At 71.9% G+C, this 18,872-nt stretch carries 19 protein-coding genes; 6 read left to right on the top strand and 13 right to left on the bottom strand.

What is annotated here, in order from left to right:
- Window position 1 precedes the first annotated feature (1 nt).
- From ACFFR3_RS30285 to ACFFR3_RS30245, 9 genes are read right to left on the bottom strand one after another with little or no spacing between them, the layout of a single operon-like run.
- Window positions 2-901 carry a dihydrodipicolinate synthase family protein gene (locus ACFFR3_RS30285; RefSeq protein WP_379484241.1) on the bottom strand — a complete coding sequence of 300 codons (900 nt, stop codon included), beginning with the start codon at window positions 899-901 and terminating at the stop codon, window positions 2-4.
- A complete protein-coding gene (locus ACFFR3_RS30280) occupies window positions 898-2,238 on the bottom strand; it encodes an aminopeptidase P family protein (RefSeq protein ID WP_379484240.1) in 1,341 nt (446 codons plus the stop codon). Before ACFFR3_RS30280 ends, ACFFR3_RS30285 begins: the two co-directional genes overlap by 4 nt.
- Window positions 2,231-3,508, bottom strand: coding sequence for an alpha/beta fold hydrolase (locus ACFFR3_RS30275; RefSeq protein ID WP_379484239.1), 1,278 nt, complete (start codon window positions 3,506-3,508; stop codon window positions 2,231-2,233). Before ACFFR3_RS30275 ends, ACFFR3_RS30280 begins: the two co-directional genes overlap by 8 nt.
- A complete protein-coding gene (locus ACFFR3_RS30270; protein ID WP_379484238.1) occupies window positions 3,505-4,317 on the bottom strand; it encodes an ATP-binding cassette domain-containing protein in 813 nt (270 codons plus the stop codon). The genes ACFFR3_RS30275 and ACFFR3_RS30270 overlap by 4 nt, the downstream gene beginning before the upstream one ends.
- The gene (locus tag ACFFR3_RS30265) at window positions 4,314-5,114 is read right to left on the bottom strand and encodes an ABC transporter ATP-binding protein (RefSeq protein ID WP_345385812.1); all 801 of its coding nucleotides are present in this window, start codon (window positions 5,112-5,114) and stop codon (window positions 4,314-4,316) included. Before ACFFR3_RS30265 ends, ACFFR3_RS30270 begins: the two co-directional genes overlap by 4 nt.
- Window positions 5,111-6,109, bottom strand: coding sequence for an ABC transporter permease (locus ACFFR3_RS30260; RefSeq protein WP_345385810.1), 999 nt, complete (start codon window positions 6,107-6,109; stop codon window positions 5,111-5,113). The genes ACFFR3_RS30265 and ACFFR3_RS30260 overlap by 4 nt, the downstream gene beginning before the upstream one ends.
- Complete coding sequence (locus tag ACFFR3_RS30255; protein WP_345385808.1) at window positions 6,106-7,041, bottom strand: ABC transporter permease; 936 nt, start codon at window positions 7,039-7,041, stop codon at window positions 6,106-6,108. Before ACFFR3_RS30255 ends, ACFFR3_RS30260 begins: the two co-directional genes overlap by 4 nt.
- Entirely contained in the window at window positions 7,042-8,730 is a 1,689-nt protein-coding gene (locus ACFFR3_RS30250; RefSeq protein ID WP_364378362.1) for an ABC transporter substrate-binding protein, read from the bottom strand.
- Window positions 8,727-10,673, bottom strand: coding sequence for a glycoside hydrolase family 127 protein (locus ACFFR3_RS30245; RefSeq protein WP_379484237.1), 1,947 nt, complete (start codon window positions 10,671-10,673; stop codon window positions 8,727-8,729). The genes ACFFR3_RS30250 and ACFFR3_RS30245 overlap by 4 nt, the downstream gene beginning before the upstream one ends.
- A gap of 159 nt (window positions 10,674-10,832) precedes the next feature.
- Here ACFFR3_RS30245 and ACFFR3_RS30240 point away from each other — a divergent pair, with 159 nt between their 5' ends.
- Complete coding sequence (locus ACFFR3_RS30240) at window positions 10,833-11,450, top strand: DedA family protein (RefSeq protein WP_345385802.1); 618 nt, start codon at window positions 10,833-10,835, stop codon at window positions 11,448-11,450.
- On the opposite strand, the gene ACFFR3_RS30235 is transcribed toward ACFFR3_RS30240, so the two are convergent.
- From ACFFR3_RS30235 to ACFFR3_RS30225, 3 genes are read right to left on the bottom strand one after another with little or no spacing between them, the layout of a single operon-like run.
- Window positions 11,424-12,164 carry a GntR family transcriptional regulator gene (locus ACFFR3_RS30235; protein WP_345385799.1) on the bottom strand — a complete coding sequence of 247 codons (741 nt, stop codon included), beginning with the start codon at window positions 12,162-12,164 and terminating at the stop codon, window positions 11,424-11,426. The genes ACFFR3_RS30240 and ACFFR3_RS30235 overlap by 27 nt on opposite strands.
- 20 nt (window positions 12,165-12,184) lie before the next feature.
- A complete protein-coding gene (locus ACFFR3_RS30230; RefSeq protein ID WP_345385797.1) occupies window positions 12,185-12,601 on the bottom strand; it encodes a hypothetical protein in 417 nt (138 codons plus the stop codon).
- A complete protein-coding gene (locus tag ACFFR3_RS30225; protein ID WP_345385795.1) occupies window positions 12,598-13,218 on the bottom strand; it encodes a hypothetical protein in 621 nt (206 codons plus the stop codon). The genes ACFFR3_RS30230 and ACFFR3_RS30225 overlap by 4 nt, the downstream gene beginning before the upstream one ends.
- 245 nt (window positions 13,219-13,463) lie before the next feature.
- On the opposite strand from ACFFR3_RS30225, the gene ACFFR3_RS30220 reads away from it, so the two are divergent.
- On the top strand, window positions 13,464-14,291 hold the full coding sequence (locus ACFFR3_RS30220) for a Scr1 family TA system antitoxin-like transcriptional regulator (protein ID WP_364378371.1): 828 nt from the start codon (window positions 13,464-13,466) through the stop codon (window positions 14,289-14,291).
- 48 nt (window positions 14,292-14,339) lie between these two features.
- Here ACFFR3_RS30220 and ACFFR3_RS30215 read toward each other — a convergent pair whose 3' ends face one another.
- Complete coding sequence (locus ACFFR3_RS30215; protein WP_364378373.1) at window positions 14,340-14,993, bottom strand: GntR family transcriptional regulator; 654 nt, start codon at window positions 14,991-14,993, stop codon at window positions 14,340-14,342.
- Between the two features lie 68 nt (window positions 14,994-15,061).
- On the opposite strand from ACFFR3_RS30215, the gene ACFFR3_RS30210 reads away from it, so the two are divergent.
- From ACFFR3_RS30210 to ACFFR3_RS30195, 4 genes are all read left to right on the top strand, one after another.
- Window positions 15,062-16,249 (top strand): CaiB/BaiF CoA transferase family protein, encoded by a 1,188-nt coding sequence (locus ACFFR3_RS30210; protein ID WP_364378375.1) that lies wholly within the window; start codon window positions 15,062-15,064, stop codon window positions 16,247-16,249.
- A complete protein-coding gene (locus ACFFR3_RS30205) occupies window positions 16,246-17,160 on the top strand; it encodes an HpcH/HpaI aldolase/citrate lyase family protein (protein WP_379484236.1) in 915 nt (304 codons plus the stop codon). The genes ACFFR3_RS30210 and ACFFR3_RS30205 overlap by 4 nt, the downstream gene beginning before the upstream one ends.
- A gap of 74 nt (window positions 17,161-17,234) precedes the next feature.
- Window positions 17,235-18,572, top strand: a complete 1,338-nt coding sequence (locus ACFFR3_RS30200; protein WP_345385783.1) for a TRAP transporter large permease subunit — start codon at window positions 17,235-17,237, stop codon at window positions 18,570-18,572.
- Window positions 18,573-18,587: 15 nt separating this feature from the next.
- The gene (locus tag ACFFR3_RS30195; RefSeq protein WP_345385781.1) at window positions 18,588-18,815 is read left to right on the top strand and encodes a hypothetical protein; all 228 of its coding nucleotides are present in this window, start codon (window positions 18,588-18,590) and stop codon (window positions 18,813-18,815) included.
- Window positions 18,816-18,872 lie beyond the last annotated feature (57 nt).

Raw genomic sequence — 18,872 nt, 5'->3', positions numbered from 1 at the left:
GTCAGCGGTAGCCCTTGGCGAGCACCTCGTTCGTCTGGCGGGTGATCTGGGCGGCCTGGTCGGCGGTGAGGGGGACGCGGGGCGGGCGGCAGGCGCCGCCCTTGCGGCCGGCCAGGTCCATCGACAGTTTGATCGACTGGACGAACTCCGTCTTGGAGTCCCACCGCAGCAGCGGGTGCAGGTCGCGGTAGATCGGCAGGGCCTTGGCGACGTCGCCGGCGACCGCGAGGCGGTAGAGCTCGACGGTGGCGCGGGGGGTCATGTTCGGGTAGCCCGCGATCCAGCCGACCGCGCCGGCGACGGCCAGCTCCAGCAGCACGTCGTCGGAGCCGATCAGCAGGTCCAGGCCGGGCGCGCGTTCGGCCAGCTCGTACGCCCTGCGCACGTCCCCGCTGAACTCCTTGACCGCCACGATGAGCCCTTCGTGGTGCAGCTCGGCCAGCAGGTCGGGGGTGAGGTCGACCTTGGTGTCGAGGGGGTTGTTGTAGGCGACGACCGGCAGCCCGGCCTTGGCGACCTCGCGGTAGTGGGCGACGACGGCCCGCCGGTCGGCGCGGTAGGCGTTGGGCGGCAGCAGCAGCACCGAGGCGGCGCCGGCCTCGGCGGCCTGCTCGGCCCAGCGCCGCGACTCGGCGGCCCCGTACGCGGCCACGCCCGGCATGACGTGGAACCCGTCGGGCGCGGCCTCGACGGCGGTGCGGACGACGCGGGCGCGTTCGGCGTCGGTGAGCGTCTGGTACTCGCCGAGCGACCCGTTGGGGCAGACGCCGTCGCAGCCGCCGCCGGCGAGGAAGCGGACGTGCTCGGCGTAGGCGTCGTAGTCGACCGACAGGTCGTCGTGGAAGGGCAGCGCGGTGGCGACGTGCACGCCGTGCCACACCGGTGTGGTGGGGGCGGTCATGATGTTCTCTCCTTGGTCCAGTTCTCCAGGCCGCTCGCCGTGATGGGCAGCGCGGCCGACAGGTTCTCGGCGCCGCCGGCGGTCACCAGCAGGTCGTCCTCGATCCGTACGCCGATGCCGCGCAGCTCGGGCGGCACGGTCAGGTCGTGGGCGTGGAAGTACAGGCCGGGCTCGACGGTGAGCACCATGCCCGGCTCCATCGCGGCGCCCTGGTAGGCCTCGTACCGGGACTGGGCGCAGTCGTGCACGTCGAGCCCGAGGTGGTGGCCGATGCCGCAGACGAGGTAGCGGCGGTGGTGCTGGCCGTCGGCGGACAGGGCCTCGTCGACGGAGACGGGCAGCAGGCCCCAGTCGTGCAGGCCGCGCGCGATGACCTCCATGGCGGCGTGGTGGAAGGCGGTGAACGGGCGGCCGGGCGCGACCTCGGCGAGGCCGGCGCGGTGGGCGCGTTCGACGAGGTCGTGCACCTGCCGCTGGGCGGGGGTGAAGGCGCCGGAGGCGGGGATGGTGCGGGTGACGTCGGCGGTGTAGTGGGAGCGGGTCTCGACGCCCATGTCGAGCAGCAGCAGCTCGCCGGGCAGGACGGGGCCGTCGCAGCGCACCCAGTGCAGGGTGGGGGCGTGCGGGCCGCTGCCGACGATGGAGGCGTAGCCGGGGCCGTTGCCGTGGGTGCGGGCGTACCGGTCGAAGGTGCCCTGCAGCCAGCGCTCGCCGCCGGCCCGGATGGCGGCGGGCAGTTCGGCGGCGACGGCGGAGAAGCCTTCGACGGTGCGGTCCACGGCCTCGCGGAGCTGCGCGACCTCCCACTCGTCCTTGATCATGCGGAGTTCGGCGAGCGTCCGCCGCAGCTCGGCGTCGTCGCCGGTGAGCGCGCCCGCCGGGGTGCCGGGGTAGCCGGGCAGCGGCAGCACCTCGGCGCCGAGCGCGGCCGCCCATTCGGCGAGCGAGGGGGACGGGCCGACCCACAGCTCGCCGTAGGCGGCGTCGGAGAAGAAGCCGGGCTCGCCGGGGCGGGCGGGCGGCGGCAGGTAGAGGGTGGCGGCGCCGTCGCGGACGACGGCGATCGCGTTCTCGGCGGCGCAGCCGGTCAGCCAGTAGAAGTCGCTGTCGACGCGGAAGTCGTAGGCGGTGTCGTTGGAGCGGGTGGGGGCGTGGCCGGCGGCGACGACGACGGTGCGGCCGGGCAGCGCGGCGGCCAGCCGGTCGCGGTGGGCGGCGGCCGCTTCGGCGGCTCCTGGGACGAGGCCGGGGGTGCGGGCGGGGGAGTCCCAGCCCTGGGCGATGTAGTCGGTGAAGGCGGGGATCTCCGCCAGCCGGGGCAGCCTGCCGTCACTCACCGGTGATTCCTCCTCCTTGCCGGCGTACGAGCTCGGTCAGGCGGGCGAAGACGCGGTCGTCGCCGATGCCGTCGTGCTCGTACTCGTTGGTGACCCAGGTCTGGGTGTTGCCGACGCGGGCGGCGGTCTGCAGTTGCAGGCCCGCGTCGACGTACATGTCGTCGAAGTAGACGGCGGCGGCGACGGGCACGTCGTTGGCGGCCAGCCGGTCGGTGTCGTAGAGGGGCGGCCAGTCGTCGCGGGCGGCGAGCAGCTCGACGGCGCCGCGGAAGGGCCGCAGGACGCGGATCTCCTCGAACATCCAGGGGTACATCATCTCGCCGGTGAACAGCAGCGGCCTGGCGTCCTCGGCGAAGGCGGGGTGGCGCTCGCGTTCGGCCTGGGCGGCCCAGGCGGTGGCGCCGGGGCCCGAGCCGTAGATGCTCTCCTGGAGGGCGGCGAACAGCGGGTTGTCGGCGTAGGAGGAGCGGGCGAGCACCTGGTGCAGGAAGGTGTCGGGCAGCCCGTCGGACTCGTCGAGCAGCCAGTGCATGCGCTCGTAGCCGGGTTTCATGCCGAAGTCGATGCCGAGCGACTGCAGGCGCCGCACGGTGAGCGTGTCGCCGTCGGGCAGCAGCACGCCGCCTTCCGCGAGCCGGTCGGCCAGGCGCGCGGTGGTCTCGGCGTGGTGGGGGTAGCGGCGGTAGAACTCGGCGTTCTTGGCGGCCACGCGGGGATAGGTGCGGCGGTAGACCTCGGCGGCGTCGGGGTCGATCGAGGGCAGGCCGCCGGCGACGTAGCAGGCGGTCAGGCCGTGTGGGGCGCGCGAGAGGTAGGTGAGGGTGAGGAAGCCGCCGTAGCTCTGGCCGAGGGTGGACCAGCGGCGCCCGCCGAAGACGGTGGTGCGCAGGTGCTCGGCGTCGGCCACGATGGAGTCGGCGCGGAAGTGCGCGAGATACGCGGCGCCCTGCTCGGCGGTGAGCGCGCTCATGGTGCGGCCGTCGACGCGGGAGCTGCGGCCGGTGCCGCGCTGGTCGAGCAGGACGACCCGGTAGTTCTGCAGCGCCTGGCCGAGCCAGCCCGACGTGCCGACCGGGCGGGGGCCCTTGCCGCCGGGGCCGCCCTGCAGGAACAGCAGGCAGGGCAGGTCGTCGCGGTCGCGGGCGGGGTCCACCAGCTCGCGGGCGAACACCTCGATGGTGGGCCCGCCGGGGTCGGACCAGTCGAGCGGGACGCGTTCGACGTGGTCGCGCACCCGCATGCCGGGGATGACGTAGGTGGCGGTGATCATGTGTGTTCCCTCCTGCGGCGGTCCCATTCGGGGTTGATGCGGGGGATGGCGGCCAGCAGCGTGCGGGTGTACTCGTCCTGGGGGTCGCCGAACACCTGCCGGGTGTCGCCCAGCTCGACGATGCGTCCCTTGCTCATGACCGCGACGCGCTGGGCGATCTGGCGGACGACGGCCAGGTCGTGGGCGATGAAGACGTAGCTGAAGCCGCTCTCGCGCTGCAGCCGCAGCAGCAGCTCGATGATCTGGGCCTGCACCGACACGTCGAGCGCGGAGACGGCCTCGTCGCAGATCACCAGCTTGGGGCCGACGGCCAGGGCGCGGGCGATGCCGATGCGCTGGGCCTGCCCGCCGGAGAACTGCGCGGGGTAGCGCAGCGAGTGGTCGGGGTTGAGGCCGACGCGTTCCATCAGCTCCTTGGCGTGCGCCCGCCGGCCGCCCTTGGGGGTGCGGCCCTGGTAGAGCAGCGGCGCGTTGAGTATGCGTTCGACGGTGTGGCGGGGATTGAGCGAGGAGAACGGGTCCTGGAAGACGACCTGGACGTTGCCGCGGAAGCGGGCCAGGGTTTCGCCCTTGGCGTGGGTGACGTCCTCGCCGTCGAACTCCAGGGTGCCTTCCGTCGGGTCCATGAGTTTGGCGATCATGCGGGCGGTGGTGGACTTGCCGCTGCCGGACTCGCCGACGACGGCCAGCGTCTCGCCCAGGCGTACCTCGAAGCTGACCCGGTCCACGGCGGTGAACTCGGCTTTCGCGCCGAGCGGGCCGCGGGTGACGAACCTCTTGGTGAGGTCCGTGGCGCGCAGCAGCGTCATGTGGCCACCTCGTCGTCGATGCGCGGGATGCTCTCCAGCAGCATGCGGGTGTAGTCGTGGCGGGGTTCGGCGAAGACCTGCTCGGCGGCGCCGTACTCGACCTGCTCGCCGCGGCGCATCACCAGGACGCGGGTCGCGATCGAGCTGATCACGGCCAGGTCGTGGGTGATGAACATCATGCCGGTGCCGCTTTGCTCGCGCAGCTCGGCCAGCAGGCGCAGGATCTGGGCCTGCACGGTGACGTCGAGCGCGGTGGTGGGCTCGTCGGCGATGAGCAGTTTCGGCCGGCACACCAGCGCCATCGCGATCATGATGCGCTGGCGCTGCCCGCCGGAGAACTGGTGCGGGTAGTGGTCGACGCGCTTGTCCGGGTCGGGCAGGCCGACCTGGGCGAGCGCGTCGACGGCGACCTGGCGGGCGGCCTTCCTTGAGCGGTCGCGGTGGGCGCGGTACATCTCCTCGATCTGCAGCCCGACCGTGTAGTACGGGTTCAGCGACGACAGCGGATCCTGGAAGATCATCGACATCTGGTCGCCGCGGATCCTGCGCAGCTCCCGTTCGGGGCGGCCGAGCAGCTCGGCGCCGTCGAGCCTGATGCTGCCGCTGGTCCGGGCGCCCTTGGGCAGCAGGCCCATGACGGCCAGGCTGGTCATCGACTTGCCGGAGCCCGACTCGCCGACGATGCCGACGGTCTCGTCCCTGCCGACGGTGAAGGAGACGTTCCTGACCACGTCCACGGGGCCGCGCGTGGTGGGGAACGTGACGGTGAGGTCTTCCACCTCCAGCAGCTCGCTCATGGCGACGTGATCCTCACTCTCGGGTCGAGCCGGGTGTAGACGAGGTCCACCACGACGTTGCCGACCACCACGAAGAACGCGGCCAGCAGCGTGACCGCCATGATGACGGGCTGGTCGTTCTTGGCGATGGAGTCGGCGGCCATCTTGCCGACGCCGTTCAGCCCGAACACGGTCTCGGTGATGAGGGCGCCGCCGAGCAGGCCGGCGAAGTCCATGCCGAAGATCGTGGCGATCGGGGTGAGCGCGGGGCGCAGCGCGTGCCTGCGCAGGGTGAGCGCCGGTGACAGGCCCTTGGATCTCGCGGTGCGCATGAAGTTCTCGGCGAGGGTGTCGATGACGTTGGCGCGGGTGAGGCGGGCGTACAGGCAGGCGTAGCCGGTGGCCAGCACGATCCACGGCATGAGGTACGACTGGAACCACACCGCCGGGTCGTCGGAGAACGCCACGGCCTGCGGGAACGGCAGCACCTGCAGCTGGACGACGAGCACGTACTGCAGGGCGAGCGCCAGCACGTAGTTGGGGATGCTGGAGCCGCCGAGCGCCAGGCCCATCGCGGTGCGGTCCAGCCAGGTGCCTTCCTTGACGGCGCTGAGCAGGCCGGCGGCGATGCCGACGAGCAGCCACAGCACGGCGGCGCCGACGGCGACGGTGGCGCTGACGGGCAGCCGTTCGACCACCATGTCCATGACGGACTGGTTGGTCTGGAAGCTGTAGCCGAGGCAGGGTGCGGCGCAGTGCACGAGGTTGGCGCCCTCGCCGTAGTCGCGGCCGGCGAAGATGCCGCCGATGAAGCCGAGGAACTGGGTGAGGAACGGCCGGTCGAGGCCGAGCACGCCGCGGATCTGGTCGATGCGTTCCGGGGTGCAGGTCTTGCCGCAGATCATCACGGCCGGGTCGGGCTGCAGGGTGAAGAACAGCACGAACGTGAACAGGCACACCAGGAACAGGATGACCACGACGCCGGCCAGCCGGCCGGCCACGTAGCGGGCCATCATGAGGCCTCCCCCGCGTCGAAGGCGGCCCTGATGCGGTCGCCCAGCACGGTCAGTGACAGGACGGTGAGGAACAGGAACGCGCCGGGGATGACGAAGTACATGGGGTCGACGGCGTACCAGCCGACCGAGCCGGCGATCATCTGGCCCCACGAGGGGGTGGGCGGGGTGACGCCGACGCCGAGGAACGACAGGCCGGCCTCGGTGCCGACGTAGCCGGGCACCGCCAGGGTGGTCATGACGATGAGGGAGCTGCGCAGGTTGGGCAGGATCTCCTTGAACACCAGTGCCCCGGTGGAGGCGCCGGAGGCTCGCGCGGCCTCCACGAACTCCCGGTTGACCAGCGTCATCGTCTGCCCGCGCACCACCCTTGCCAGGTAGGGCCAGCCGAACACGCTGATCACCACGACGAGCAGCACCGGCCGGTTGCCCTGGGGCAGCGCCGACAGGATGGCGATCATGAAGATGAGCGCGGGGAAGGCCATCAGGAAGTCCATGATCCGGCAGATCACCTGGTCGGCCCAGCCCTGGTAGAACCCGGCCAGCATGCCGAGCACGACGCCGAGCAGCGTGGTGAGGGCGGTGGCGGAGATCGCGATGATGAGGGAGACGCGGGCGCCGTAGGCGATGCGGGCGAGGATGTCGCGGCCGTTCTGGGGTTCGACGCCGAGCAGGTGCTCGGAGCTGATGCCGCCGAGCGAGCCGTACGGGACGCCGCCCAGGTCGGTGTTGACCGCGGCCGTGTCGAAGTCGTTGGGGCCGTGCCCGGTGATCGCGCTGATCAGCGGCGCGCAGATCGCCATGAGGACGATCAGCGCGAGGTAGGCGCCGCTGAGCACGGCGCCCCGATCACGCAGCAGCACGCGCAGGACGCGCCGGCCCGAGGTGGCGGGCGCGCCGCCCGCCACCTGCTCTGGATGCGCTGCGACCGTCATCTACTTCGTCGGCTTCGCCAGCCCGACGGAGACCAGGTCGATGCCGCCGGAGTAGGAGTTGGACTGGTAGGCGCCGGCGATGTTGGCGCCGTTGACCAGGATGAGCTTCTCGTAGGCCAGCGGCACGACGGGTGCCAGCTCCATGATCTGCTTGTCCAGCTCGCCGTAGGCGGCGTTGGCCTGCTCGACGTCGGTCATCTGGGCGATCTCGTCGATCTTGGCGTTGACGGCCTTGTCGTTGATCTGGGCGAGGTTGGAGTTGCCCTTGGAGGTGATGTTGCGGCCGTCGAACAGCGGCGGCAGGAACGTCGCGCCGGACGCCCAGTCGGGGCACCAGCCGGTCACGGCCATGTCGTTCTGCTTGGCGGGGGTGCCGATGACCTCGTAGTAGGTGGACGCGTCGATGTTGTTGATCTTGACGTCGATGCCGATCTGCTTGAGTGCCTCCTGCACGGCGACCGAGACGGCGGCCATCTTCGGCTGTGCCCTGGTGTCGAGGATCAGCGAGAAGCCGCCCGACAGGCCGGCGTCGGCCAGCAGTTGCTTGGCCTTGGCGACGTCGTGGGGGTAGGGGTCGTAGTCGACGCGGCCGGCGACGGTGGGCGGCTGGATCGAGGTGCCCTTCTCGGCCAGCGTGGAGCCGCCCATCGCGGCGACGATGGTGTCCTTGTCGATGGCGTGGTTGATGGCCTGCCGGACGCGGACGTCCTTGAGGTACTTCTTGGTGGTGTTGAGCCCCATGTAGGTGGTGCAGCCGTTGAGGCCGGACAGCGTGCGGGCCTTGATCTGCGGGGTCTGCACGCGCGCGACCGTGGCGGCCTGGATGCTCTGGCCGATGGCGTCGGCGTCGGTGCCCTGCCCGGCGAGCATGCGCTCGTCGATGGTGGCCGGGTCGAGGCCGAACGTCCACTCGAACGCGTCGGGCCTGGCCGCGCGCACGGTGTCGGTCTCGGGCTTCCACTGCGGGTTGCGTTCCAGCTTGAGCGAGGCGTTGCGCTGGTAGGAGGCCAGCTTGTACGGGCCGCTCGCGATCGGCTTGCTGTCGAAGGCGGCGCCCGCGCCGGTGCCCTTGGGGAAGGGGGTGAAGTTGGGCAGCGCCAGCGCGCTCGGGAAGTCGGCGTACGGCTTCTTCAGGTGGATGACGACGGTCTTGGGGTCGGGCGTCTCGATGGTGTCGAGGTCGCCGGACAGGTAGGGGCCCTTGTAGTCCTTGGGGGCGTCGAGCAGCAGCCGGCCGTAGGGGGAGCCGATGCCGGCCTCGGGGTCGAAGGCGCGCGAGAAGCCGAACTTGACGGCCTCGCTGGTGATGGGGGTGCCGTCCTCGAAGAAGATGTTGTCCTTGAGGGTGAAGGTCCAGGTCTTGGCGTCGTTGGACGGGGTGCCGGTGTCGGTGGCGAGGTCGGGGACGATCTTCGTGCCTTCGGCGCCCGGCCCGGCGCCGAACGTGGTGAGGCCCCGGTAGATGAGCCGGTAGAAGTTGTTGACGCCGCCGTCGAAGCCGCGTGCCGGGTCCAGGTGGGAGAAGTCCGCGTTGGCCAGGACGTGCACGGTGCCGCCTGTGGCGGGGGTGGCCTGGCCGGTGGCGCCGGTGCCGCCGCCGGGGCTCTGCGCGGCCCCGCCGCCGCCGCATGCCGACAGTGCCAGCACGGCGGTCATCGTGACGCTGGTGAGCGCCGCCGATCTCCTCATGTCGCCTTCTTTCCGTTGGTCGTGTCGGGGGTCCTGACCCAGACCCGCATGGCCGCGGGGCCGCGGTTGCCCCACAGGAAGTAGGGGACGAAGGTCGCGGGGACCTTCGTGCCGGGCAGCGCCGTCCCGGGGGACGGCAGTTCGGGATAGAGCTCGGCCGGGGGCGGGGGAGCGGGGTGCGCTTGCACGTCCAGCACGACCGCGCCGGGCGCGAGGCCGTCCTGCCTGGTCGATGCCGCCGTGGCGTCGTTCACGCCGACGAGCAGGTCGTCCACGGCGGCCTGGGGGCTGTCGTGCTGCTCGACGCAGTAGACGAGGGGGCCGCGGGCCAGGCTGAGCGCGCCTCTGGTGGCGTCGAGGTAGGGGTGGGAGCCGTGCGCCCTGACCGGCATGGGCAGGGTGAGGCGGACCTCGTCGCCGGCCGTCCAGGTGCGCTCGACGGTCAGCCAGCCGGTTTCCGGCTCGGCGGGGACGCTCTCGCCGTTGACGGTGAGCGTCGCGCCGCGCGCCCAGCCGGGCACGCGCAGGGCCAGCCCGTACGCGCCCTGCGGGGCCCGCTCGACGGTGAGCCGCACGTCGCCGTCCCACGGGTAGCCGGTCTCCATCGCCAGCGCCAGCTCCGCCGTCTCGATCCGGGCGGTGGCGTACTGGGCGACGAGGACGGCGCCGTCCCGCTCGGCGGCGACGTAGTCGGCGAGCTGGGCCATCCAGCGCACGATGTTCGGCGGGCAGCACGGGCAGCCGAACCAGGCGCGGCGCAGCGGCTCGCCGCCCGCCTCGGCGCCGCTGCGCTGCTCGTGGTCGGGGCGGCGCTGCAGCGGGTTGTCGTAGAAGAACGCGCGGCCGTCGGCGGACAGGCCGACCGCGTAAGCGTTGTAGAGCACCCGCTCGAACACGTCGAGGTAGGAGGCGGCGCCGGTGGCCAGGAACATCCGCCACGCCCACTGCATGAGGGCGATGGCGGCGCAGGTCTCGCTGTAGGCGCGCTCGGACGGCAGCTCGTAGCGGTCGCCGATGGCCTCGTCGGAGTGGCGGCTGCCGAGCCCGCCGGTGATGTAGAGCTTGGTGGCGACCATGTCGTCCCACAGCCGCTCCAGCGCCTCGGCGAGGGTGGCGTCGCCGGTCTCCAGCAGCACGTCGGCGGCGCCGGCCGCCAGGTACGCCATCCGCACCGCGTGACCGGTCACCGAGGGCAGCTCGCGGAAGGGCACGTGGTCCTGGAAGTAGTCGCCGGGGAAGATGCTGTGCTTGAGCTGCCCGGAGCCGCGCCGGTCGACGAACGCGGCGGCGAGGTCGAGGTAGGACCGCTCGCCGGTCTCCCTGAACAGCTCGACCAGCGCCATCTCCACCTCGGGATGCCCGCACACGCCGCTGTCGGCGAACCGCGCGGTCACCAGGTCGGCGAAGCGGCGGGCGATGCGCAGCAGCCGGTCGTCGCCCATGCGGCGGTGCGCGGCCACGGCGGCCTGGATGAGGTGGCCGAGGTTGTACAGCTCGTGGCCCCAGGCCAGGTCCTCCCACGGCTTCTTGGTGGCGGCCGGGTCCTGGAAGAAGGAGTTGAGGTAGCCGTCGCCGGCCTGGACCCGTTCGAGGAGGGTGACGACCTCCTCGTAGAAGTCGCGCACTCCTTCTTCCGCGCTGCCGTCGCCGAGCTCGTAGGCGAGCCCCTCCAGGGTCTTGTAGAGGTCGGTGTCGAGGAAGGGGTAGCGGCCGCGGTACGGCGGCGGGTCCTGCTCCAGCAGCCGGCTCAGGTTGGCGACGTTGCCGGCCGCGCGCAGCTGCTCGATGGTGTGCGGGATCGTGGCCGTGCTGTTGCGGCGCTGCCAGTGGTGGAGCAGACCTCCCGTGATGCGCACCCCGGACAGCGGACGCACGGCCGCCGAGGCCGCCTCCTTGCTCAGGCGTACCGCGCCGGCCGGTGGCGTGACCTGCTTAGACGTCATGAACCATCCCAGTAATGTGTGGCATTGCACTGCACCTTAGAAGTCGGGAAGGTCACTTGCCAAGGGTTACGAGCGGACTGAAACGAACGTGATCCGAGCGAAATATCTTGTAAACATCGGTCGGATCGAGCAGCGTCCGGACGGCGCTAGGGTTTTCCGGTGCACATCGACGACTGGCTGCAGGCGATCCCCGCGGGCTGGCTCTACGCCACCGTCGCCCTCGTCATCGGGCTGGAGAGCCTCGGCATCCCGCTGCCCGGCGAGATCGTTCTGGTCAGCAGCGCCATCCTGGCCGCCAAGGGCATCGTGCACCCCGCGTGGGTGGCGGCCTGCGCCGGCGCGGGCGCCATCGTCGGCGACTCGGCCGGCTACACCATCGGCCGCAAGGGCGGCTCCGCGCTGTTCGCCCGGCTCGGCCGCCGCTTCCCCAAGCACTTCGGGCCCCGCCACATCACCAGGGCCGAGCACTACTTCACCCGCTTCGGCATGTGGGCGGTGTTCTTCGGGCGGTTCGTGGCCCTGCTCCGCATCCTGGCCGGGCCGCTCGCGGGGGCGCTGCGCATGCCGTACTGGCGCTTCGCGGTCGCCAACGTGCTCGGCGGCGTCGTGTGGGCGGCCGGCACCACCGCGGTCATCTACTACCTCGGGCTGGTGGCCGAGAAGTGGCTCAAGGGCTTCTCCTGGGCCGGGCTCGCCGCGGCCGTGCTGTTCGGCGTGGCCACCACGCTCTATCTGCGCCGCCGCGCCGCCTCAGCGCTCGATGAGGGTGACCTCTAGGGAGTAGTGGGAGGCCCGGTAGACATGCGAGCCGTGCTCGACCGCCCGGCCCTGGTCGTCGTAGGTGGTGCGGACCATCGTCAGCAGCGGCGCGCCCCTGCGCTCCTTCAGCAGCCGCGCCTCGGCCTGCCCCGCCGCCCGCGCGCCGATGCGCTGGTTGGCCACCCGCATCCGCACGCCCGCGCCGCGCAGCAGCTCGTACAGGCCGCGGCTCTCCAGGTCGGCCGCGCTGAGCTGGGCCAGGCCCAGCGGCAGCCAGTTGTGCAGCACCGCCAGCGGCTCGCCCGCCGCGAAGCGCAGCCGCTCGAGGTAGAGGATCTGTGAGCCGGGCTCGACGCCCAGGATGGCGGCGATGTCCTCCTCCACCGGGCGCGGCTCCAGCACGAGCACCTGCGTGGCCGGCTCCTGGCCCGCCCTGCGCAGGTCGTCGTAGAGGCTGGTCAGCTCGACCGAGCGCTTGACCTGGCCGTGCACCACCTGCGTGCCGACGCCGCGCTTGCGCACCAGCAGGCCCTTGTCCACCAGATATTGGATGGCCTGGCGGATCGTCGGGCGCGACAGGCCGAGCTTGTCGGCCAGCAGGATCTCGTTGTCCAGCCGCGAGCCCGGCGCGAGGTCGCCTCGCCGGATCGCCTCGGCGATCTGCTCGGCCACCTGGAAGTAGAGCGGCACGGGGCTTGACCGATCGAGGTCGATGGCCAGATTGGCGGTCATGCTGATCAGCTTAACGCAGGTCAGAATGTCCTGACAAATGTGTCAAGCTGGCGTCGTAACCGGTTCAGGCCCTCAGCAGCGGCGCCAGCTCCGTCAGCGAGGTGATGCGCGGGAACCCCTCGGGGCCGGGCTCCGCGCCTGTACGATCCAGCCAGCCCGATCGCGCGCACCTTCGCCTCCTGCACGCGCTGCACGCCGTTGGTCAGCACCCCCAGCGCGAACCCGGCCAGCCCCGCCACCGCCTGCGCCACGTCGGGAAAGGCCGGCCCAGGAGCGCCGGTAGCGGGCGGCGTACTCCTCGTAGGCGGCGTCGAGGTCGGCCGGGGCAGGCATGGCCAAGCCGCCCAGGCGGCGATGCCCGCGCTCGCCGCGCCGCGATGGTCCAGCAGCGTCTCGTCGAGGTCGAACAGCACGCCTTTGACGTCCAGCGGGCTCACGAGGCGGCGCCGGCGACGATCCTGGCCGCCGTCTCGCGCGGCGGATAACCCAGCGTCAGGCCCCGCACCGACAGCGCCGCCTGCGCGAACAGCGTCTCGGCCGGCTCGCTCAGCACGTACGACAGCGCCGGCGACACCGTGCGATGCGCCTCCAGCGCCTCCGCCTCACGGTCGGCCAGCGGCTTCGGCAGCGCCTCCCGGTAGTCCGCGATCAGCGCGTCGAGGTCGAACAGCTGCCCGTAACGCTCCGACGTGCCCGCCACCACCCGCACCAGGTCGTCCTCCGCCCGCGCCTGGTAGACCAGGTTCGTGCCGCCGCTCTTGGCGAACCAGCGCATCGCCTCGTCCACCGGCAGCGTGAACGCGCCGTACGGCTTGCGCCCGTACAGCAGGGCCTCGGCGATCCACCGGTCACACCACAGCTCGTCGCGGTACGGCGCCGGCGCCGCGGGATCGACGGCCAGGCCCTGTGCCAGCACCGGGTTCCATGCCGATACCATCGGGCTGCTGAAGCGCGGCATCCGCGGGCCGCGCCAGTGGCTCAGCGGATAGCCGTACCACACGGTCACGACTTCCATCTGGCGCTTGGGCAGCTGGCGCTCGTAGGTGCCGTTCATGATCTGGCCGCCGTCGGGGTGACGCCACGGGCCCGGCGGTATGTCCGTGTCTGTGGGGACCGGGGGAGTCCGGTAGTCGGGATGGAGCATCCACGCGTCCGCCACAGTCACTGCCTTTCGGATCGGCGTATGCATAACGTGTCAGGCCACTAGAGTGGCCATCGTGCATCAACCGTCACACTGTTGCAACAGACCTGGTGTAAACGCTGATTTTTGTCATCGGTGGCTGTGACAGACGTATGCAGTTGAGCGTTGTCGCGGCCCGGCTTTCCTCGTTGCGCGCCGGTGCCGGGCTGTCGATGAAGTCCGCCGCCGACGCGGCCGGGCTCAACACCTCCACCATCTTCCGCATCGAGCACGGGCTCGTCGCGCCCCGCGAGGGCACCGTGCGCACGCTGCTGCAGCTGTACGGCGAGGGCGAGCACGTCGCCCGCGTGCTGTCGCTGCTGCGCGAGGAGCGGGTGCCCGGCTGGTACGACGCCCCCGGCGTGCCCCTGGCGCTGTCGGCGTTCCTGGAGCTGGAGGACCGGGCGCAGATCATCTACACCTACTGCCCCCACCAGATCCCGCCGCTGCTGCAGACCCCCGCCTACGCGCTGTCGGCCGCCCTGGCCGGGCTGCTGCCGGGCGCCGCCTACGAGCGGGCCGCCGCCATGGCCTCGCTGATCACCGTCCGGCAGCAGGTGCTCGACCGGCAGGAGGGGCCGCGCCTTTGGGCGGTGCTCGACCGTACGGCGCTGCTCGACCCGCCGCTCAGCCGGGCCGAGGACCGGCTCGCCCAGCTCGACGCCCTCACCGCGGCCACCAAGCAGCAGCACATCGCGCTGCAGGTCGCCCGGCCCGTCGCCGAGAGCGGCTACCTCTACCAGGGGCCGCCGTTCACCCTGCTCCGCTTCGCCGACCCCGCGAGCCCCGACACGCTGGTGCTCCACCTGCTGCACGCGCCGGTCGTCATCGAGGACCGGCGGCGCGTCGAGGAACACCAGCAGGCCTTCGCCCGCCTGTCCCTGTCGGCGTTGCCCGTCGACTCCACCGCCGACGTCCTCGACGAGATCAGAAACTCCACGACCTGACCATCGCCACCCGTCACGGGCGTGCGGGGGACAGGCCGTGGCGGCCGGTCACCGGTGGCGGCGGTAGGTGCCGGCGTGCTGGACGTGGTCGATCATGATGCGTTCGGCCGTCTCGCCGTCGCCGGCCTCCAGGGCGGCCAGGATGCCTTCGTGGGCGTCCAGCTGGGCCCTGACCTGGGTCTCGTCCAGCCATAGCGACGCCTCGGCGGGGACGGGGAAGCTGTTGCGGACCGATCTCGCGTGCCCGCCCAGGAAGGCGGGGCCGCCGATGTCGACGATGCGCAGGTGGAAGGTCCTGCTCTGCTCGCCGAGCCGGTCGTTGCGGCCCTCGGCGGCGTCGCGCGCCATCGCGGCGTGCAGCTCCCTGAGCCCGGCCAGCTCCTCGGGGGTGATCCTGGACGCCGCCAGCCGCGCCCCCAGCCCCTCGACGACGGCGCGCAGCCCGTAGTACTCGGCCAGCGCCTCGTCACCCAGGTCGATCACGGTCGCGCCGTGGTGCGCCTCGTAGCTGATCAGCCGGTCCTTCTCCAGCCGGCGCAGCGCCTCGCGCACCGGCGTGACCGACACCCCCAGCCGCTTGGCCACCTCCCCGGCCCTGACCGCGGTCCCTCCCGGGATCCGTGCCGACCGGATCTCCTCCAGAAGCACGGCGTAGACGTAGTCGGCCTTGCTCATGGGCGGCCGCGGCTCGGTGGCTGACATGTCCTTAAGTGTCCCGCAAAATGGTCACATGGTTGACCTATGACATATTTCTTATAAGTTACATACCCATGACGAGCCTCGACGACCTGCGGGTCATCGACGCGGCGACCCTGTTCGCCGGTCCCTCCGCCGCCATGATGCTGGGCGACTTCGGCGCCGACGTGATCAAGATCGAGCACCCGAGGCGGGGCGACCCCTCGCGCGGGCACGGAGCCTCGGTCGACGGGGTGGGCCTGTGGTGGAAGACCCTCTCGCGCAACAAGCGCACCGCCGCCGTCGATCTGTCGCGCCCCGAGGGGCAGGAGATCCTGCGCCGCCTCGCAGAACGTTCCGACGTGCTGATCGAGAACTTCCGTCCCGGCACCCTGGAACGCTGGAACCTCTCTCCCGACGACCTGCTGGAACTCAACCCCCGGCTCATCGTCGCCAGGATGACCGGGTTCGGGCAGTTCGGGCCGATGTCGGGACGGCCGGGCTTCGGCACCCTCGCCGAAGCCATGAGCGGCTTCGCCGCCATGACCGGCCAGCCCGACGGGCCGCCCACCCTGCCGCCGCTCGCCCTCGCCGACGGCATCGCCGGCCTCGCCATGTCGTACGCGATCATGGTCGCCCTGCACGCCCGCGAGCGCACCGGGCGCGGCCAGGTCATCGACATGGCCATCATCGAGCCGATCCTGGGCCTGCTCGGGCCGCAGATGAGCGCGTACAAGGCGCTCGGGGCCGTGCCGCAGCGCACCGGCAACCGCTCCAGCAGCAACGCCCCCCGCAACACCTACCGCACCCGCGACGGACGCTGGCTCGCCATCTCCACCAGCGCCCAGCCCATCGCCGAGCGGGTCGTCACCCTCGTCGGCCGGCCCGACCTGGTCGAGCAGCCGTGGTTCGCCAGCGGGCACGGCCGGGTGCAGCACGTGGACGAGCTGGACGAGGCCGTCGCCTCCTGGATCGCCGAACGCGACGCCGACGAGGTCATCGCCGCCTTCGAGCAGGCGCAGGCCGCCGTCGCGCCCATCTACGACGTCACCGACCTCGCCGAGGACCCCCAGTACGCCGCGCTCGGCACGTTCGTCGAGGTGCCCGACGAGGAGCTGGGCTCGCTCACCATGCAGAACGTGCTGTTCCGCCTGTCGGACACCCCAGGCGGGATCCGCTGGCCGGGCCGCCCGCTCGGCCGCGACACCGACGAGGTGCTCGGCGAGATCGACTACCCCGAAGAGCGCATCGCGCGGCTGCGCGAGGAAGGGGTGATCGCGTGAGCGCCTCCGAGCGCCCGCCGGTGACCTGGCTGTACGTGCCGGGCGACCGGCCCGAGCGGTTCGCCAAGGCCGTCGCGTCCGGCGCGGACGTCGTCATCATCGACCTCGAGGACGCGGTGGCCCCCGTTCGCAAGGACGAGGCCAGGGCCAACGCCGTCGCCTACCTGAGCGCCCGCCCCGACGGCGGCGTGCTGCACGTGCGGGTGAACGACCCCGCCGGCGAGCGCGGGCGCGACGACCTGGCCGCCGTCGCCGGCCTGGCCGACGCCGTGCGGCTGCCCAAGGTCGAGTCGGCCGCCGTCCTCGACACGCTGACAGGCGCGCCCGCGTACGCGCTGCTGGAGTCGGCGGCCGGCATCGTCAACGCCCGCGAGATCGCCGCGCACCCGCACGTGACCGGAGTGGCGCTCGGCGAGCAGGACCTCGCCGCCGAGCTGGGCATCACCGACCAGCAGGCCATGAACCACCTGCGCCTGCAGGTCGTCCTCGCCGCCGCCGCGGCCGGGCTGCCCCCGGTGCCCATGTCCGTCTACCCCGACGTCAAGGACGAGGACGGGCTGCTCGCCTCCTGCCGGGCCGGCCGCGCGATCGGCCTGTTCGGCAGGACCGCCATCCACCCCCGCCAGATCCCCGCCATCAGGCGCGCCTTCCGTCCTGGCGAGGAGGAGACGGCCAGGGCCGTCGAGATCGTCGCCGCCGCCGAGCAGGCCGAACGGGACGGCGCCGGCGCGATCGCCCTCCCCGACGGCCGCTTCGTGGACGCCCCCATCGTCACCAGGGCCCGCCGCACCCTCGCACTCGCCCGCCACCTCGCCGACCCGCCCCCGCAGGACTCGCACTCGCAGGACTCGCACTCGCAGGACTCGCACTCGCAGGGCCCGCCCCCGGCGAGTGCGCCGCCCGGCGCCTGACCCCGCCGGGCACCTGACCGTCGGCGAAGGCTCGCCGAACACCCCCAGCCCCACCCCATTGGAGGACTTTCGCCGTGGGTATCGCCATCTGGGCGCTCGTCGCCTACATCGTCATCATCGTCGTCTGGAACGGCGTGCTGAAACGCAACATCGGTGAGGCGATGCTCATCGGGTTCGCCGGCGTGTGCCTCTTCGGCGGGGCCCGCTTCTTCGAGCTGGCCTGGGCGGGCATCGCCGACGCCATGGCCGAGGAGGTCGTCTTCGCCGCCCTGGCCTTCGTCTTCATGGGGTACCTGCTGACCAGGCTGGGCCTCATCCAGGAGCAGGTCACGGTGCTCAACTCGGTGTTCGGCCGGCTGCGCGGCGGCGCGGGATACGTCTCGACGTCGGCCGCCGCGCTGCTGGGCGGCCCTTCCGGGTCCGGCTCGGGCATCTCGGCCTCGGTCGGCTCGGTCACCATCCCCTGGATGATCCGCTCGAACTGGCGGCCCGACCTGGCCGCCTCGCTCGTCGCCGGCAACGCCGGGCTCGGCATCTCGATCCCGCCGAGCTCGTCGATGTTCCTGCTGCTCGGCTCGGCCGCCGTGGCGCCGGTGCTGACCGCCGACCAGCTGTTCGTGCCCGCCCTGGTGGGCGGCCTGTGGACGGTCGCGCACCGGTTCGTGGTGGTCTTCCTGTGGGTGCGCAGGCACCGCATCGCCGCCACCGACGCCGCCGACATCGTGCCGCTGCGGGCCGCGCTGCGCGCGGGATGGACCTCGCTGCTGGTCTACGCCGGCATCGCCATCCCCGTGCTGATGACGCTGGAGTTCGGCAAGGCGCTCATGGAGTCGCGGGTCGGCGAGGCGGCCGGCGACATCAGCATCGTCGTGTGGATCCCGGTGCTGACCGTGCTGGCCACGTTCGCCGTCGCCTGGCGGCGGCTGCCGCGCACCGCGAGCGCCTGGAACGACCTGCTCGGCGAGATGGCGCCCCGCTACGCCGTCATCGGCGCCACCCTGTTCTTCGCCTTCGCCGCCGCCGCTAGCCTCGGCGAGCTGGGCCTGGTCGAGCAGCTCACCACGATCATGCAGAGCGTGCAGGCGCCCGCCGTCGTCATCGCCACCATCGTCGGCCTGCTGCTCGTCGTCATCGCCGCGCCGCTGACCGGCACCGCCACGATCGCCGCCGTCGGCGGGGTCGCCTTCAGCGCGCTCACCGCGGCAGGAGTCTCGCCCGCCGCCGCGGCCACCGCCATCCTCATCTTCGCCTCGACCGAGGGCGCGTCCCCGCCGGGCGCGGCCCCCATCTACATCGCCAGCGGCATCGCCCAGGTGGACCCGGCCAGGACGTTCGGCCGGCTCATCCTGTGGTTCGTCATCCCGACCCTGGTCATCGGCGTGCTGGTCGCGACCGGCGTGCTGCCGATCTGAGAGGAGCCCCCCGTCATGAGACGTCTCACCATGGTGCTGTTCAAGATCGGCCTCGTGCTGTTCCTCGCGCTCGGCGTCGTCCTCGTGCTCGCCCAGGCCGCCGGCCTGATCGCGGGCAGCCCCGGGCTGGTGTCAGGGGCCGTCGCGGCGCTCGGCCTGCCCATGACCGTCGCGGCCGGGGTGACCGGCCTGCTCGGGTTCGTCATGTCGTACGTCTACCGCTGGAAGACCGGCGAGGACTGACCGCCACCCGCATGGACGGCGCTGACCTGGGTAGACGTGCCGCCGAGCAAGCGGGGG

Source organism: Nonomuraea salmonea (assembly GCF_042428605.1).
Lineage (GTDB): Bacteria > Actinomycetota > Actinomycetes > Streptosporangiales > Streptosporangiaceae > Nonomuraea > Nonomuraea salmonea.
The sequence above is the reverse complement of the archived record's forward strand: the minus strand, read 5'-3'. Positions and strand labels throughout refer to the sequence as shown.

Excerpts from the sequence above, each read along its gene's own strand:
- ACFFR3_RS30265 (WP_345385812.1), bottom strand. The coding sequence starts at position 5,114 with ATGAGCGAGCTGCTGGAGGTGGAAGACCTCACCGTCACGTTCCCCACC.
- ACFFR3_RS30210 (WP_364378375.1), top strand. The coding sequence starts at position 15,062 with ATGACGAGCCTCGACGACCTGCGGGTCATCGACGCGGCGACCCTGTTC.
- ACFFR3_RS30235 (WP_345385799.1), bottom strand. The coding sequence starts at position 12,164 with ATGACCGCCAATCTGGCCATCGACCTCGATCGGTCAAGCCCCGTGCCG.
- ACFFR3_RS30260 (WP_345385810.1), bottom strand. The coding sequence starts at position 6,109 with ATGATGGCCCGCTACGTGGCCGGCCGGCTGGCCGGCGTCGTGGTCATC.
- ACFFR3_RS30285 (WP_379484241.1), bottom strand. The coding sequence starts at position 901 with ATGACCGCCCCCACCACACCGGTGTGGCACGGCGTGCACGTCGCCACC.
- ACFFR3_RS30275 (WP_379484239.1), bottom strand. The coding sequence starts at position 3,508 with ATGATCACCGCCACCTACGTCATCCCCGGCATGCGGGTGCGCGACCAC.
- ACFFR3_RS30195 (WP_345385781.1), top strand. The coding sequence starts at position 18,588 with ATGAGACGTCTCACCATGGTGCTGTTCAAGATCGGCCTCGTGCTGTTC.
- ACFFR3_RS30255 (WP_345385808.1), bottom strand. The coding sequence starts at position 7,041 with ATGACGGTCGCAGCGCATCCAGAGCAGGTGGCGGGCGGCGCGCCCGCC.
- ACFFR3_RS30250 (WP_364378362.1), bottom strand. The coding sequence starts at position 8,730 with ATGAGGAGATCGGCGGCGCTCACCAGCGTCACGATGACCGCCGTGCTG.
- ACFFR3_RS30215 (WP_364378373.1), bottom strand. The coding sequence starts at position 14,993 with ATGTCAGCCACCGAGCCGCGGCCGCCCATGAGCAAGGCCGACTACGTC.
- ACFFR3_RS30270 (WP_379484238.1), bottom strand. The coding sequence starts at position 4,317 with ATGACGCTGCTGCGCGCCACGGACCTCACCAAGAGGTTCGTCACCCGC.
- ACFFR3_RS30225 (WP_345385795.1), bottom strand. The coding sequence starts at position 13,218 with ATGAACGGCACCTACGAGCGCCAGCTGCCCAAGCGCCAGATGGAAGTC.
- ACFFR3_RS30245 (WP_379484237.1), bottom strand. The coding sequence starts at position 10,673 with ATGACGTCTAAGCAGGTCACGCCACCGGCCGGCGCGGTACGCCTGAGC.